The organism is Acinetobacter sp. ABJ_C1_1, assembly GCF_044684115.1.
GTDB classification, from domain to species: domain Bacteria; phylum Pseudomonadota; class Gammaproteobacteria; order Pseudomonadales; family Moraxellaceae; genus Acinetobacter; species Acinetobacter nosocomialis_A.
The window spans coordinates 77,385-93,348 of the sequence record NZ_JBITPU010000002.1 but is presented as its reverse complement, the minus strand read 5'-3'; the positions used below and the strand labels follow the sequence as shown (position 1 = coordinate 93,348).

Annotated in this window: 12 protein-coding genes; 6 read left to right on the top strand and 6 right to left on the bottom strand. The window is 38.3% G+C overall.

Annotation, left to right across the window (positions count from 1 at the left end):
* Window positions 1-2: 2 nt before the first annotated feature.
* The 5 genes from ACG59Z_RS04575 to ACG59Z_RS04555 all read right to left on the bottom strand — a co-directional run bounded on the left by ACG59Z_RS04575 (window position 3) and on the right by ACG59Z_RS04555 (window position 6,157).
* The gene (locus ACG59Z_RS04575) at window positions 3-1,343 is read right to left on the bottom strand and encodes a MacA family efflux pump subunit (RefSeq protein ID WP_311069577.1); all 1,341 of its coding nucleotides are present in this window, start codon (window positions 1,341-1,343) and stop codon (window positions 3-5) included.
* 107 nt (window positions 1,344-1,450) lie between these two features.
* Complete coding sequence (gene holA, locus ACG59Z_RS04570; RefSeq protein ID WP_019458091.1) at window positions 1,451-2,440, bottom strand: DNA polymerase III subunit delta; 990 nt, start codon at window positions 2,438-2,440, stop codon at window positions 1,451-1,453.
* Window positions 2,441-2,460: 20 nt separating this feature from the next.
* Window positions 2,461-2,970, bottom strand: coding sequence for an LPS assembly lipoprotein LptE (gene lptE / locus ACG59Z_RS04565; RefSeq protein WP_134262251.1), 510 nt, complete (start codon window positions 2,968-2,970; stop codon window positions 2,461-2,463).
* A 27-nt stretch (window positions 2,971-2,997) separates the two neighbouring features.
* On the bottom strand, window positions 2,998-5,622 hold the full coding sequence (gene leuS, locus ACG59Z_RS04560; protein ID WP_400198076.1) for a leucine--tRNA ligase: 2,625 nt from the start codon (window positions 5,620-5,622) through the stop codon (window positions 2,998-3,000).
* Window positions 5,623-5,809: 187 nt separating this feature from the next.
* Window positions 5,810-6,157, bottom strand: a complete 348-nt coding sequence (locus tag ACG59Z_RS04555; RefSeq protein ID WP_400198074.1) for a DUF4124 domain-containing protein — start codon at window positions 6,155-6,157, stop codon at window positions 5,810-5,812.
* A gap of 502 nt (window positions 6,158-6,659) precedes the next feature.
* Between ACG59Z_RS04555 and ACG59Z_RS04550 the strand changes: the two genes are divergently transcribed.
* From ACG59Z_RS04550 to ACG59Z_RS04530, 5 genes are all read left to right on the top strand, one after another.
* On the top strand, window positions 6,660-8,384 hold the full coding sequence (locus ACG59Z_RS04550; RefSeq protein WP_263612922.1) for an acetolactate synthase 3 large subunit: 1,725 nt from the start codon (window positions 6,660-6,662) through the stop codon (window positions 8,382-8,384).
* On the top strand, window positions 8,384-8,875 hold the full coding sequence (gene ilvN / locus ACG59Z_RS04545; RefSeq protein ID WP_170247650.1) for an acetolactate synthase small subunit: 492 nt from the start codon (window positions 8,384-8,386) through the stop codon (window positions 8,873-8,875). Before ACG59Z_RS04550 ends, ilvN begins: the two co-directional genes overlap by 1 nt.
* A 32-nt stretch (window positions 8,876-8,907) precedes the next feature.
* A complete protein-coding gene (gene ilvC / locus ACG59Z_RS04540; RefSeq protein WP_263612923.1) occupies window positions 8,908-9,924 on the top strand; it encodes a ketol-acid reductoisomerase in 1,017 nt (338 codons plus the stop codon).
* A 327-nt stretch (window positions 9,925-10,251) separates the two neighbouring features.
* Complete coding sequence (locus tag ACG59Z_RS04535) at window positions 10,252-12,306, top strand: EAL domain-containing protein (protein WP_343568633.1); 2,055 nt, start codon at window positions 10,252-10,254, stop codon at window positions 12,304-12,306.
* Between the two features lie 613 nt (window positions 12,307-12,919).
* Window positions 12,920-13,483, top strand: a complete 564-nt coding sequence (locus tag ACG59Z_RS04530) for a TetR/AcrR family transcriptional regulator (RefSeq protein WP_311087111.1) — start codon at window positions 12,920-12,922, stop codon at window positions 13,481-13,483.
* Window positions 13,484-13,709: 226 nt separating this feature from the next.
* Here the strand turns inward: ACG59Z_RS04530 and ACG59Z_RS04525 are convergent, their stop codons facing one another.
* On the bottom strand, window positions 13,710-14,282 hold the full coding sequence (locus ACG59Z_RS04525; RefSeq protein ID WP_400198071.1) for a TetR/AcrR family transcriptional regulator: 573 nt from the start codon (window positions 14,280-14,282) through the stop codon (window positions 13,710-13,712).
* 330 nt (window positions 14,283-14,612) lie between these two features.
* Between ACG59Z_RS04525 and ACG59Z_RS04520 the strand changes: the two genes are divergently transcribed.
* Entirely contained in the window at window positions 14,613-15,476 is an 864-nt protein-coding gene (locus tag ACG59Z_RS04520) for a hypothetical protein (protein ID WP_400198069.1), read from the top strand.
* Window positions 15,477-15,964 lie beyond the last annotated feature (488 nt).

The window sequence follows — 15,964 nt, the reverse complement described above, 5'->3', positions numbered from 1 at the left end:
GCTTACATTCCCATTGGACCGCTACGGCGACGGTTATTACCACTATTTGCAGAAGCTGCAGAGTTTTCTGAACTATCAGCAATCACAACTTGGTCACCTTGTTTTAATCCGGCAAGTACTTGTGCGTTTACACGGTTGTTAATACCCACCAAAATTTGCGTTGGTTTAGTCGTACCATCTGCTTGTAAAATACGAACGACACTCAGCGTTGCTTTGCCTTGTTCAATAAGTTGTTTTTGTTCAGGAGTTAAATTTAAGCGTTCTAAACGAGCACCATTACCTTCATGTTTTCGCTCTGCTCTTGGTGTAGAGCTTGCTTTGTCAGCTGACTGACCAGGTTTTCTTTGACCAGAAAATTGTTTACTACTTAAAGCAGAAGATGGAACCAATAAGGCATTTTTTGCTGAATCTAATACGATATAAACTTGAGCAGTCATATCAATACGCAATTTGCCATCTGTATTTGGAACGTCAAATAAAGCATTGTAGTAAACAGCTGAACTGCTAGTTGAACTTGTTGTACTGTTTGATTCACTCGAAATTGAATCTGGAGCTGGCTCAATCTGGCGTAATGTCGCATAACGCTTGCTGTCATCGCCTAGAGTAGTGAAGTAGACCTGTTGGCCTTTTTCTACTCGCATAATATCGGCTTCACTCACCTGCGCTTTAATCGTCATATTTTGCAGTTTTGCAATTTTAACGATTGTAGGAGCACTTTGGTTCGCGTTTACGGTTTGACCTTCTTCAGTCACAATCGCAACAACCGTACCATCAGTTGGTGCAACAATACGTGTATAGCCAATATTTGTTTGTGCTGTTGAACGCGTAACTTTTGCAGACTCAATTTGTGCATCTAATGCTTTAACTTGTGCCTGAGCAGTTTTATAAGCAGCTTCAGCTGACTCTAAATCTGCACGAGGTGTTGCATCTTGAGCATACATTTGTTGCTGACGACGATACTCAAGTTGTTTTTCATTTAAAGATGCCACTTGTTGAAGGCGCTGTGCTTCTAAGTTTTTAATATTGGCATCGGATGTTTTCAAACTGTTCTCTTGGGTAGTCGAGTCAATTTGTGCAATGAGTTGACCTTGTTTGACCTGATCGCCAAGCTGTACATACATCTTTTTAACCTGACCAGATACCTGAGCACCGACACTAATCAGTTTGGTTGCATCAAGCGTACCGGTTGCAAGTACATTATTCTCAATATCTCCGCGAGTTACCTCAGCTGTAATATATTGAGGTTGCTGTTGTTTAGGCTTTAAAAACTTCCAAGCTAATACAGCAATAACGGCTATACAGACGACAATAATAACGAGTTTAATTGGCTTTATTTTTGGCATGGCGAGAGGTCAGAAAGTCTAAAATTTTAATTAGTATAAGAGTCAATTGAGGATAAAACGTGAATTTTTATGATATTTCAATCAAGCAGGCAAAGGATTTGACTGCTCTATTGTATAAATAATGTTTTCCCACACAACTCGGCAATTGCCTGTTGCATCAAATGTTCGGCATTTTCATTAGACATGCCTTTAATTGCCGCATCGATTTGCAAGAGTAGAGTAGACCAGCCTAAAAACTGCTGTGGATTGAGTCTTCTTAACGCTTGCTGATATAAGCTAACTTTTGTTTTCCAAATACCGAGCTGCAATGCATTATGCGGTTGTTCGAACAACTGCATGAGTAAACGCATTTCTTTACTTAATGTCCATAAAATTAGGCTTTCAGGTTCACCAGAACCAATTAAATACTGGAAAATCTTAATCGACTGCGCGAGATTACCTTCTAATAAAGCATCGCTTAAGTCGTAAGTGGTGTAACGGGACTGATCTTGTAGACATGCATATAGCTGTTCAATTTGAATCAACTTTTGGTCTGGGAAAGTATCTCGTACACGCATCAAGCTATTTTTAGCGGCGAGTAAATTGTGCTCGTGATGCTGCATGAGCCACTGCCAAGCGTCATTGTCGAGTTGAATTTCGAGCTTCTCTGCTTCAGCAGTTAAAATTCTTTGACGGTCTTGCGGATAGTTGGCAGTCAAAGCAACAACAACGCCGTTTGCTTCGACAACTTGGAAAAAAGCAGACTTTAAACTGCTACTGTCTTGTTTAGGTAAAACAATTAATAGTAGGTTAGTTTCATTATGTTGAATATAGCTTTTAAGCTGTTTTAGACCATTTGCATCGGGCTTGATATTGCCATGAACTTCAATCGCAAGTTGCTGCGAAAATAAAGACAAGCTGTTCAGTGCATTAAAAACATTTTTCCAGTCACTCACGCTACTAATATCATAGCGCTGTCTTTCAATGTCTTGTTGCTGCCAGCTTTTGCGGAAAGTATCTAATAAGTTTTGTTCAAGTAATGGTTCCTGTCCATGCAGAATCCACGCACCCCGAGCTTCCGGAATGCGTTTAAGGGCTTGTAAATAGTCAAGTTTCATTACTTAAGAACAAATAAATCTTATGGTTGAGCTTTTGGTAAGCGGTTTGCTGAAATTTGACGAGTAATTTGCTGTGCAATGTCATCAATCACAATACGTTGTAAGTAACCTTCTTGCTGGTTCTCAGTGTTAACCGTTGCTAAGTCGTATTGATAACTACGAGATGCAGTTAAAGTACGCGGCTCGGTAATTTTATTACCTTGACGGTCTTCAATTTGGAAAGTCACAGTCAAGCGTAATAACACTTCTGTAAGCTTACCATTTAGAAGTTGACGACGCGGTGTGTACTCTAAAACATGAAGAACATACGCATCATTGTCATTGCTGAACTGAACGCCATTTGCAGCTAAATACACTTTTAATTGTGTTTCTAGGTCATCGGTTTTTGCCGGTAACTCAAGGCTTAACTTTTTATAAACAAGTGGAGTCGCAGTCGGGTTAGTTCCTTTTAAATGGAAACCACACCCGACTAAGCCTGCACTAAGGCCTAAGGTTAAAACAACAGCGGCTAAACGTTGGGCTAAGTGCATGCTTGATCCTCTCATTAATACCTGTAATTAAACCACGAGGTTAACCAATTTGTTTGGAACCACAATTTCTTTTTTGGTTGGTCCTGTTAAGAACTGTTGCACTTCTGATAATGCTTTAGCTTGAGCTAATAATTCATCTTTAGAAATATCAACAGAAACTTCAAGTTTACCGCGAAGTTTACCATTTACTTGTACAACAATCGTTTGGGTATTACGTGTTAACGCAGAAGCATCAACTTCAGGGAAGATCGCTGCTGTTAAGTCCGTACCAAACTGAGCCAATAAAGTTTGGCTTAAATGCGGTGCAAATGGCGCAAGTAAAGTTAACAATGTGGTGATTGCTTCACGTTCTACAGCAATGTCATTGTCATCTTTAGCTTCAAACTTGTTGCTTGCGTTTAACAATTCCATCAATGCAGCAATTGCAGTGTTGAATGCATGACGACGTTCAATATCATCACTTACTTTTTGAATCGTTTCGTGAGTCTTACGACGTAAATCTTGAGCATCTTTAGACAAGTTTGCTGTATCGATTGCAGTTGCAGCGTTTCCTTTTTCAAGGAAGCTTGCTACAAGACGCCATACACGTTTCAAGAAACGGTTAGCACCTTCAACACCTGCGTCAGACCATTCCAAAGATTGATCTGGTGGAGCAGCAAACATCATAAATACACGTGCTGTATCTGCGCCGTATTGATCAATAATGGCTTGTGGGTCAATACCGTTATTTTTCGACTTAGACATTTTTTCTTGTCCGCCGATAATCACTTCTTGACCGTCACCTGAATATTTTGCAGAAATGATGCGACCTTTCTCATCACGTTCTAATTCGATGTCAGCAGGGTTGAACCAAGTTTTCTTACCATTTTCTGCTTCACGATAGAATGTATCTGCAAGCACCATGCCTTGAGTTAACAAGTTAGTAAATGGTTCATTACCTTGTACAACGCCTTCATCACGCATTAATTTGTGGAAGAAACGTGCATAAAGTAAGTGAAGAATCGCGTGTTCAACACCACCAATATATTGGTTTACAGGAAGCCAGTTTTGAGCTGCTTCAGGTTTAACCATACCGCCAGTGAAGTCTGGAGACGCATAGCGTGCGTAGTACCAAGATGACTCTACGAATGTATCCAATGTATCTGTTTCACGGCGTGCATCGCCACCACAGCAAGGACATTTCGTTTCATAGAATTCAGGCATTTTATTAAGCGGGTTACCTGAACCATCTGGAACAACGTCAGTTGGTAATACAACCGGAAGTTGGTCTTCTGGAACTGTGACTTGACCACAAGTATCACAGTTAATCATTGGAATTGGACAACCCCAGTAACGTTGACGAGAAACACCCCAGTCACGTAAACGGAATTGAACTTTAGAGTTTGCTAAACCTTGTGGTTCTAATTTCGCAAGGAATGCGTCAAACGCAGCTTGGAATTCTAAACCGTCAAACTCGCCAGAGTTAACAAGTTTACCTTCTTTAGAACCGTACCATTCTTGCCACTCAGTTGCAGAGTAATCTGCATCGTCAGCGCCTTTGGCATCAATCACTTGCTTAATTGGCAAGTTGAATTTGTTAGCAAATTCAAAGTCACGTTCGTCATGTGCTGGTACAGCCATCACTGCGCCAGAACCGTAAGACATTAATACGTAGTTTGCGATCCAGACAGGAAGGTCTTCACCAGTTACAGGGTGTTTTACAAACAAGCCTGTTGCCATGCCTTTTTTCTCGGCTGTTGCCAAGTCAGCTTCTGCAACTGAACCCATGCGGCATTCTTCAATAAATGCAGCCAATTCAGGGTTATTTTCAGCAGCTTTAAGCGCAAGAGGGTGTTCTGCTGCAACAGCAACATATGTCACGCCCATAAGCGTGTCAGCACGTGTTGTATAAACAGTTAAGCCGTCAGCATAAATTTCGGTATTGGCAGATGGGAAAGTAATTTCCATACCAGTAGAGCGACCAATCCAGTTACGTTGCATGGTCAACACTTGTTGAGGCCAGCCATCTTGTAAAGTGTCTAGGTCGTCTAATAATTCTTGTGCATAGTCCGTAATACGGAAGTAGTACATTGGAATATCGCGTTTTTCAACCAATGCACCAGAACGCCAACCACGGCCGTTTTCAACTTGTTCATTCGCCAAAACTGTTTGGTCAACTGGATCCCAGTTCACTGTTGAAAGTTTACGGTAGATCAAACCTTTTTTATAAAGTTGAACGAACAACCATTGTTCCCAGTGATAGTACTCTGGTGTACAAGTTGCAAATTCACGGTCCCAATCTACAGATAGACCTAATTTTTTTAATTGGTCACGCATATAAGCGATGTTTTCAAATGTCCATTTTGCCGGAGCAACTTTATGGGCAATTGCAGCGTTTTCCGCAGGTAAACCAAACGCATCCCAACCCATAGGTTGTAATACGGTTTCGCCTTTTAAACGGTAGAAACGGCTAATTACGTCGCCAATTGTATAGTTACGCACATGACCCATGTGCAGTTTGCCACTTGGGTAAGGGAACATTGACAGGATGTAACGATGTTTACCTTCGACAGTGTCGGCAACTTTAAAGACTTTACGATTTTCCCAATCTTGTTGGACGGATGGTTCAATCGTGTTTGCTTGATATTCTGGGTCAATGTGAGAAATAGTCATAGACGTAAGCTATACAACGAAAATTGAAATGAAAGATTGCTGCACAGCATAGCGCAAAATACAGGAAAATGTCAGTTTTTAGATCACGATTTTATCTTTTAATATGAGCTATAAAAATTTCCCAACCCATTCTTCTTTATTTTAAATCCAAGAAGAGTGGTGAAAGTATTCACCACTCTCATTTTACTTATCGTGGTGCTGAAGCGGATGGGGCAGGTGGCGCAGGTGGAACTGCTGCTGCGGGTGCAGTTTTTTCCTGCACGGCATTAGGTGCTGCTGGTACAGCCTTATCTGTTTTATCTTGAGCCGGTTGTTCAGGGCTTGGTGTCGAATTTTTTACAGATGGCTGAGTGCCATAAGTCGAAACTTTGTTCAAATGTTTCGCGCCTTTAGGCGGTGGTGTGGTGGTGTAATGTGTCGAGCCACTTTGGTCTACCCATTTATAATATTGCTCTGCCTGACTTTGAGTTGAGCAAACTAAAATTGCTGTTGCCGCTGCTGTATACAGGCTTGTTTTTAAATAAGATAAATTCATATTAGATGTTCCCCAAAAAATACTGACTATATTTAAATAAAGTTCAAAAATAAGCAATTTAGAATGCAGGGTTTTATATAAAAAAGAGTGATTTTTTAATAAAAATGGAGAGGGAATGAACAAATATTCGGCTCAATATTAGCTTAAAAAAACAGCAGCTAAAAAATTTTATGGAAAAACCATTTCTTTATTCTTGACTTTGTATATAGAAACAACAAAAATGCTTTCTCTAGTTTTATATGTATTTACTCGATCACCCTTCGAATAAATATCATGTTTTGTAATAGACATTCTCTCTAGCCGAGAGATTGATTTTACTAAAGTATGTATATCCAGACATGCTTTATTAATGTTAAAACAGCTTATACGGCTGAAAACAGAAATTTTTCTATTGCGACGAAAACTAGACAATATGTGTGCTATAACAGTGCAGACAATTCAATGAATGAAACACTATTTGTGCCTTCCATAAATAGTGATAAAAATTTTAGGGTGAATCACGTTGGAACTTTTATCTGGTGGTGAAATGCTCGTTCGTGCTCTTGCGGACGAAGGCGTTGAACATGTTTTTGGTTATCCAGGCGGCGCTGTATTACATATTTATGATGCGCTATTTCAACAAGACAAAATCAATCATTACCTCGTGCGCCATGAGCAAGCTGCTGGTCATATGGCAGATGCATACTCGCGTGCTACAGGTAAGACTGGCGTAGTACTGGTCACTTCTGGCCCAGGCGCAACCAATACAGTAACTCCAATTGCAACAGCTTATATGGACTCAATCCCAATGGTGATTTTGTCTGGCCAGGTTGCATCACATCTTATTGGTGAAGACGCTTTCCAAGAAACTGACATGGTTGGTATTTCACGTCCTATCGTGAAACACAGCTTTCAGGTCCGTCACGCGAGTGAAATCCCTGCAATTATTAAAAAAGCATTCTATATCGCTTCAAGTGGGCGCCCTGGTCCGGTTGTAGTCGATATTCCTAAAGATGCGACGAATCCTGCAGAAAAGTTTGCATACGAATATCCTGAAAAAGTGAAGATGCGTTCATATCAACCGCCTTCACGTGGCCACTCTGGTCAAATTCGTAAAGCAATTGATGAATTACTTACTGCAAAACGTCCTGTTATCTATACAGGTGGTGGTGTCGTTCAAGGGAATGCTTCTGCTTTATTAACTGAACTTGCGCATCGTCTTGGTTATCCGGTAACTAACACACTTATGGGGTTAGGCGGATTCCCGGGTGATGACCCTCAGTTTATTGGCATGCTGGGTATGCATGGTACATATGAAGCCAACATGGCAATGCACAATGCAGACGTAATTTTGGCAATTGGTGCGCGTTTTGATGACCGCGTAACAAATAACCCTGCCAAGTTCTGCCCGAATTCAAAAGTGATTCATGTCGATATCGATCCTGCGACCATTTCAAAAACGATTATGGCGCATATTCCTATCGTTGGTGCAGTAGAGCCTGTTCTTCAAGAAATGTTGGCACAGTTAAAACAGTTAAATGTGTCTAAACCAAATCCTGAAGCAATTGAGGCTTGGTGGTCTCAAATTAATGAATGGCGCAAAGTTCATGGTTTGAAATATGAAAACCTATCTGATGGCACCATGAAGCCACAGCAGGTTGTTGAAGCTTTATATAAAGTGACCAATGGTGATGCCATCATTACTTCTGACGTTGGTCAACATCAGATGTTTGGTGCACTTTATTATAAGTACAAACGTCCTCGCCAATGGATCAACTCTGGTGGTCTTGGCACCATGGGTGTTGGTTTACCTTATGCAATGGCTGCGAAGCTGGCTTTCCCAGATCAGCAAGTTGTTTGTATTACGGGTGAAGCTTCAATTCAGATGTGTATTCAGGAACTTTCAACCTGTAAACAATATGGCTTGAATGTAAAAATCTTGTGCTTGAATAACCGTGCATTAGGTATGGTTAAGCAATGGCAAGATATGAACTATGAAGGTCGTCATTCAAGCTCTTATGTTGAATCATTACCTGACTTTGCCAAGTTAATGGAAGCTTATGGTCATGTAGGCATTCAAATTGATCATGCCGATGAACTTGAGTCGAAGCTTGCAGAAGCAATGGCAATTAATGATAAATGCGTATTTATCAACGTTATGGTTGACCGCACGGAACACGTTTATCCAATGTTGATTGCGGGTCAGTCTATGAAGGACATGTGGTTAGGTAAAGGGGAGCGTACATAATGAGACATATTATTTCTGTACTCGTTGAAAACGAAGCTGGTGCGCTTTCTCGCCTTGTTGGTTTATTTAGCCAACGTGGATATAACATTGAAACACTTAATGTTGCACCAACCGAAGATCCGACATTATCACGTCTGACTTTAACGACTTATGGCGATGACCATAAAATCGAACAAATTACGAAACAGCTCAACAAACTTGTTGAGGTGGTAAAAGTAGTTGATTTATCAGAAGGTGCACACATCGAACGTGAACTCATGCTAATTAAAGTAAAAGCATTAGGAGCTTCACGTGCCGAAATTAAGCGCACTGCGGATATTTTCCGTGCGCAAATCGTAGATGTGACACCAACGACCTATACCATTCAAATAGCAGGGACAACTGAAAAATTAGATGGTTTTATCGATGCACTTGCAGAAAACACCATTCTAGAAGTCGTTCGTTCAGGGGTATCTGGTATCGCCCGTGGCGAAAAAGTTTTAGCCATTTAATTTTTTAAAAAGTATTTTAGCGGAGAACACAAATGCAAATTTTTTACGATAAAGACTGTGACTTATCAATCATCCAAGGCAAGAAAGTAGCGATTATTGGTTACGGTTCTCAAGGTCATGCACATGCACTTAACCTTAAAGACTCAGGCGTAGACGTAACTGTAGGTTTACGTGCAGATTCAGCTTCTTGGAAGAAAGCTGAAAATGCTGGTCTTAAAGTTGCTGAAGTTCCAGCAGCAGTTAAGCAAGCTGACCTCGTAATGATTTTGACTCCAGATGAATTCCAATCACAACTTTACCGTGACGTGATTGAGCCAAACATCAAAGAAGGCGCGACTTTAGCATTTGCTCATGGTTTCTCTGTTCTATATAACCAAGTTGTTCCACGTAAAGACTTAGACGTAATCATGGTTGCGCCTAAAGCTCCTGGTCACACAGTACGTTCAGAATTCCAACGTGGTTCAGGTGTTCCTGACCTAATTGCAATTCACCAAGATGCTTCTGGTAATGCACGTAACGTTGCGCTTTCTTACGCTTCTGGCGTAGGTGGTGGGCGTACAGGTATTATCGAAACTTCATTCCGTGAAGAAACTGAAACTGACTTATTCGGTGAGCAAGCAGTTCTTTGTGGTGGTGCAGTTGAACTTGTTAAAATGGGCTACGAAACTTTGGTTGAAGCTGGTTATGCACCAGAAATGGCTTATTTCGAATGCTTACACGAACTTAAGTTAATCGTTGACTTGATGTTCGAAGGCGGTATCGCTGACATGAACTACTCAGTTTCTAACAACGCTGAGTACGGTGAATACGTAACTGGTCCTGAAGTAATTAACGAGCAATCTCGTGAAGCAATGCGTAATGCATTAAAACGTATTCAATCTGGTGAATACGCGAAGATGTTCATTCAAGAAGGTGCGTTGAACTACCCATCTATGACAGCTCGTCGCCGTCAAAATGCTGCACACGGTATTGAGGTAACTGGTAATAAGTTACGTGCGATGATGCCATGGATTCAAGCGAACAAGATCGTAGACAAAGAGAAAAACTAATACTCTTTTCTATTGTTTTAAAAAAACCCTGCTAAATGCAGGGTTTTTTATTTTAATTGTTCTAAATTGAGCTTAAAAAAACATCATTAAGGTCAATTGACCTAGACTTAAGAAATTCTATATTTTTCATATAATTGGATGCTTAATTTTTGGTTACTTTATTGATTTCTAAAGTAAAAAATGCTTGACCAAATGTTAGATAATGTTATTGTTTATAACTGACTAAAAAAGTCGAATTTACTAATTTTCTTTAACGTGTTTAATTGTATTTTGTGCAATGAATTGAACAAAATAAAAAAAAGTATTGAATAATCATGGAAGTCCAGTATGGGTCATGTTGATTACGATAGCACATTGATCGTCGGCTCTTTTATTGCGGCTGGCGTTATCTGCTATATTGTGATTTCCATGGAGCAGTTAATATTTAAGCAAGCTTATAAAAAAGTTGAACCGCTTATTTTATTACTGAATGGTTTATTGCTCGCAGCAGCCATTAGTATTGTCCATATCGTAGGCATGCAGGCTTACCATTTATTTGAAACAGCCTATTCTAATATTTCTTTAGTAGTACTTTCTTTTGGAATTAGTGCTTTACTTTCATGTATCTCAATTTGGCTCACTACTCGCTTTACACTACCATTATTTAGGTTGGTTTTAAGTTCAGTCATTATGGGAATTGGTATTTCCGCTTCGTATTATGTGAGTATGTTGGGCTGGAATATTGATATTTATAAGAAAGATTACACGTCATTTCTCATTTTATTTTCTGTCTTAATTGCCATGAGTGGGTCGGGTTTAGCTTTCTTGCTAGCCTATAAATTAAAAGAGAGCGAACGTAATCGGGTGAGTTTAAAACTCGCTTTTGCAGTCATGATGACCTTAAGCATTATGGGTATGCACTATACGGCACTCATTGCGACCAATATTACTGATAAATTTGTGAGCCAATATCAGGCTGAACATGACTTGCTGCTGTTTACCATTATTTTGGTCACTTGTTTGGTGCTGGTCGCGAGTTTTATTGTTGCAGTGCTGGAGCAGCGACTAAATCAACGAAATTTAGAACTACGTAAAGTCAATAAAGAACTCGCCAATCTCTCTATTCAAGATAACTTAACTAAGCTACCAAACAGACTTTATTTGGTTGATTACGCAGAAGTTCTTCTTTCAGACCATCGTTACAAAGACCAAAAAATTGCTTTTCTCTATATCGATTTAGATCGGTTTAAATCGGTAAATGATGCGTTTGGACACCACATTGGTGACCAGCTTCTTATTCAAATGGCCAATCGCTTACATTGGCAACTCAATGAAAAATGTAAGTTACTTAGAATTGGTGGGGATGAGTTTTTATTAATAGCTGAAAATACTGATATCGATGGGGCGGTGCATTTAGCAGAAAAAGTATTGCAGCTTATTCAAGAAAGTTACCAAATTTCTGGTAAAGAAATTAATATTTCGGCAAGCCTTGGTATCGCACTGTTTCCGGAACATGGGCAAAATGTTCAAGACCTGCTAATGAATGCCGACGCTGCCATGCTGATGTCAAAAGAGCAGGGCCGCAATACTTATACCGTCTTTAGTTATTCTACCCATCAACAAGAAACAAGAAGTCAGTCAAAACTGATCAATGATTTATATAAAGCAGTCGATGAAAAACAATTTGTTCTCTATTACCAACCGAAGTTTAATACCAACCTTGAGATTTGTGGGGTAGAGGCACTCATTCGCTGGAACCACCCAACTTTGGGTATGCTCACACCTCATATGTTTATTGGCGGTGCAGAAAAGACGGGTTTAATTATTCCAATGGGATATTGGGCGCTTGAACAAGCCTGTCAGCAAATTCAGGAATGGGAACGCAGCAACACTCAGTTTTATCCAATTGCAGTCAATTTATCGGCCTTACAGTTTGAAAATAAAAAGCTCTTTAGTACCCTCGAAGGCTTGTTAAAAAAATACCAAATTCAGCCGCATCACCTTATTGTTGAAATTACCGAATCGACAGCTATGCGGCATATCGACTTAAGCATTCGTGCTTGTGAACGATTGCGAGATATGGGTATTCGTGTGGCAATTGATGACTTTGGAACAGGCCACTCAAGCTTCTTATATTTAAAAGATTTACCAGTCGATGAACTTAAAATTGACCGTGGTTTTATTGTAGATTTAAAGCCGGGTTCAAAAGAAGAAGTCATTTTAGAAAGTATTATTCACTTGGCGAAAAAGCTAGGTTTAACCGTAACAGCCGAAGGGGTGGAGACTCAGCAGCAAGTCGAAATTTTAACGCGTTTGGGTTGTCAGCAGTTCCAAGGCTATTTGTTGGGTATGCCTGTAAATGTAGGGCAATTGATCCAGTCACAAGGCGCTCATTTTGTTTAATCTAAACCTTGGGTTAAATTAAAAAATACCAGTTTATATAATATCTAAAATAATAATTTAGTTAATCTAATGAAAAACAATAAGAAATTTAAAATCTTGGCATAAATTCCACATTGACACTTCTAAACTCTCAGATTAAGCTTTGCATGCTGGCCACATTGCCAGTTGGTTTTAGCAGACCATGATGAAAGATCGTATCAGAGTTATCCCGTCTGAGGGATAGTTTTGTGCGTAGGCTCCTCGTCTCCTCCCGTAGCGGTAGGACGGGAGAGGGACACCTTCGGGTGTGCTGGTTATATCTTTCACCAGTCTGCTAACCCTCTTTCGTTCTGCCACCATAATTCTAAATTAATGCTTTGGCAGAACTCCAAATATAAGGAGTTGGCTATGCATACTATTTTTATACCACCAGATTAGTCTTTAACAGGGTTTGATTACTTTTGAGTTTTCAGACTTTAGTTCGTCACGACTAAAAAATCATATAAACAATAAAACTTGAGATGCGTTAGGGCTATCTTTGGGGCCTTTGCATGCTTTTTTTGCCTAAAGCAAAAGTTGCAGCCGTTTTCTCTCATTTAGACACAACAAGAAATTATTTTATAACGGTACATATATGCCATATTCAGATCTCTCATTTCGCGCGTTAAGTGCGCTGCATAAGTGTCGCTATCTTTTTAGTCAACATGGTTTTCACAACGTCGGCGTCGACCGCCTTGTGAGAGAGGCAGAGGTCCCGAAAGCCTCATTTTATAACTATTTCCACTCTAAACAGCGGCTGGTTGAAATGTGCCTAAACTTTCAAAAAGATGCCTTAAAAGAGCAAGTACACTCAATCATTTACATACAAAAAGATTTAGCCTTACGTGAAAAGCTCAAGAAGATTTTCTTTTTACATGCCAATTTAAATGGCAACTATTACTTATTATTTAGAGCTATTTTTGAAATTGAAAAAATCTACCCGACAGCTTATCAAGTGGTGGTGCAGTATAGACATTGGCTCATTAACGAAATCTGTAATTTGCTTTTAACCTTAAAGAAAGAAGCCACCCAACAAGATGCTTATATGTTTTTATTTGTCATGGATGGGGCGATTATGCAATTACTCGATGCAAACAGGGGAGATACGCGAGATATGTTACTAGTATATATTTTAAAGAGCATATTTATGAGTGATTAATTAATTTAAATAAATACTTTTTTTAATCTTATAGTTTTATTAATCAATATTTTTTAAAGATTGAGTTTATTTAAAAAAAGCCGTTATGTGTTTAAACATATCGGCTTAATTTATAAGATTAACAAGAAGCAATAAGCCTAATTGAATAAGAGAGTTTTTAATAAAAACCTATCAATCGTTAAAAAAGATTTGTTAATGCAGTTTACAAAAAATAACTTAAAGTTATTTAAGCGGCTGCATAACTTTGTCTTGTTTCAAGCTCAATCAGCTTATTTATATAAGACCATGTTTCTTCAGCGTTAATTTCAGGTTTATTAATAGTGCCATCAATAATAAGCCCATCTATAATGTTAAGAAAAAGACTACTTAAGACTTTAGGGTCTTCAATTTCTAAATCTAAAAATATAGACATCACTAAATTGAAAATCCAGTGTCTATATTCATTTACTTGAGTTTTTATAGATGGATACATCTGTAAAACTTCTATAGTCGCTTTCTTAAATAAGCAACCATTAAAATCTTCAGTGTTAATCCAGTCCATATACCAGTTAAAAACATTCTTAAGTTTGTTTAACGGGTCATGAGTACTATTAACCTTTTCTAATAGGGAAGCCTGAACCTCTAAAATTCTTCGCTGAAGGCATTCTTCAATTAAAACTTCCTTAGAAGAGAAGTACTTATAGAAAGTCATTTTTGCAACATTGGACTCAGCAATAATTTTGTCTACCCCAATAGAGGTATAACTTTTCTGATTAAAAAGGGTCATTGCTGTTGTTATAATCGTTTCTCTTTTTGACATTGGTTGCCCCGTCATAGATATTTTTTGATTAACTTTGCTATTGTAAAGTATGAAAGCTTAAATAAAACTTATTTTATGATATTTAAAAAACCATATTTATTCAATAGTTTGGTATATTTTAAAAAATAACAATATATGTATTTTATTGGCAATAGTTTACTTTTTTAAATAATATTAATTAATCCATTGATTTGTTGAGATAATGAACATAATATCGATTCGTTAAGTATGGGTATACGGAATTTATCCTTTTAGCGACTGAGTGCGAAATGGAAATAGAGGGATGGCCCTTAGCTTAACTATAAGAAAAACTTTTTATAGAGAATGATTATGTCAAAAAAATTTGAAGACTTTGATAATCCAAGACAAAAAGCATTACAAGGTATGAAAAACAGTATTTCTGCCCAACAGTGGGAAGAAAACTTACAGTTTCTCAAAAATTTAAGGAATAGAATTGCACATTTGCCAGTAAGTCATCATCCAGCCATTGAAATATTAAATAACGGTTATCTTGATAAACAAACCTTGACACGTATTCATTTAGAATACCGTCATGCCATCGTACAAATTTTTACTGATGCTTTGTTAAAAGCACAGTTTCTCACAAAGCAATTGGAACCAAAGCTTCACTCGGGCGCTAAAATGTTTCCACGGGTGTTATTAAGCTTAAATATATTGGATGAATTCGGTTTTAGACCGGGTTTAGGTAAAGATAATTATTATTTAGGGAACCCTGAATATGCACATTATCCATTATATGAAGACTTATTAAATGACTATGGTTTGACTGAGGCTGACCGTCGTAATTATAAACCTTCAAAAATTGCAGATCAGGTGAGAACATTCTTAGAAGATTCTTATGATAGCTATATCAATGTCGTGGCTTTATTGGCTGTGGCAGAAGAAGAAGTCATTCTGTTTAGTCCACCATTACGACAAGCAACCAAGTTTATAAATATTGATGTTGAGGGTGGTGGTTATTACCACGTACATGGCGTTTCAACAGATGAAACGGCAGAAGCTGCCGATGATGACCATCAAGATGACTTGTGGTTTGCATTAGCACAAGCCATTACCAAAGATGATTATGAAAGCTTGACCAAAGTATGTCTTGAGTATTGTGCATTGTGGACTGAGTTTTGGGACGCACAAATTGCCGATATTCAATTTATTGAAGAAAAGAAACTGGCATAAGCGTCTAAGTTTATTCATAAAAAGCCTGTTTATATTGAACAGGCTTTTTTAATGGTGAAAGCCATGAGTTCTTTAGGGTTTCAACAAGTGAAATGCTAGAGCATTAAGAATGCCAATAACAGTCTTAGGAGCATTATTTATTGCAGGGAAATATTCTTATGATGTATTTGATCCATATCTTTTAGTTCAGCTAATGGTGTGAACTACTACCTTATTATAGCCAATATGTGAACCAATCACACATTTTGATGGAAAAAACAACGATTAGATAATATTTTTTTACTTCCTCATCTTATTAGTTTTTTAGATAGAAAATAGTGACATTAATTGTCACATTTTATAGGAAAACATTCTTTTTCCCTAAGACTACTAAGGAAAGTTTTACCATTTGGTAAGTAAAAAATGTCACCAATTTAAAAAAGCCAATAAAAATATTTATAAAACTTATTATTTACTCCTGTTTAAACTCATATTCAAAAATATGCATC

Excerpts from the sequence above, each read along its gene's own strand:
- ACG59Z_RS04575 (WP_311069577.1), bottom strand. The coding sequence starts at position 1,343 with ATGCCAAAAATAAAGCCAATTAAACTCGTTATTATTGTCGTCTGTATA.
- holA (WP_019458091.1), bottom strand. The coding sequence starts at position 2,440 with ATGAAACTTGACTATTTACAAGCCCTTAAACGCATTCCGGAAGCTCGG.
- lptE (WP_134262251.1), bottom strand. The coding sequence starts at position 2,970 with ATGCACTTAGCCCAACGTTTAGCCGCTGTTGTTTTAACCTTAGGCCTT.
- leuS (WP_400198076.1), bottom strand. The coding sequence starts at position 5,622 with ATGACTATTTCTCACATTGACCCAGAATATCAAGCAAACACGATTGAA.
- ACG59Z_RS04555 (WP_400198074.1), bottom strand. The coding sequence starts at position 6,157 with ATGAATTTATCTTATTTAAAAACAAGCCTGTATACAGCAGCGGCAACA.
- ilvN (WP_170247650.1), top strand. The coding sequence starts at position 8,384 with ATGAGACATATTATTTCTGTACTCGTTGAAAACGAAGCTGGTGCGCTT.
- ilvC (WP_263612923.1), top strand. The coding sequence starts at position 8,908 with ATGCAAATTTTTTACGATAAAGACTGTGACTTATCAATCATCCAAGGC.
- ACG59Z_RS04535 (WP_343568633.1), top strand. The coding sequence starts at position 10,252 with ATGGGTCATGTTGATTACGATAGCACATTGATCGTCGGCTCTTTTATT.
- ACG59Z_RS04530 (WP_311087111.1), top strand. The coding sequence starts at position 12,920 with ATGCCATATTCAGATCTCTCATTTCGCGCGTTAAGTGCGCTGCATAAG.
- ACG59Z_RS04525 (WP_400198071.1), bottom strand. The coding sequence starts at position 14,282 with ATGTCAAAAAGAGAAACGATTATAACAACAGCAATGACCCTTTTTAAT.
- ACG59Z_RS04520 (WP_400198069.1), top strand. The coding sequence starts at position 14,613 with ATGTCAAAAAAATTTGAAGACTTTGATAATCCAAGACAAAAAGCATTA.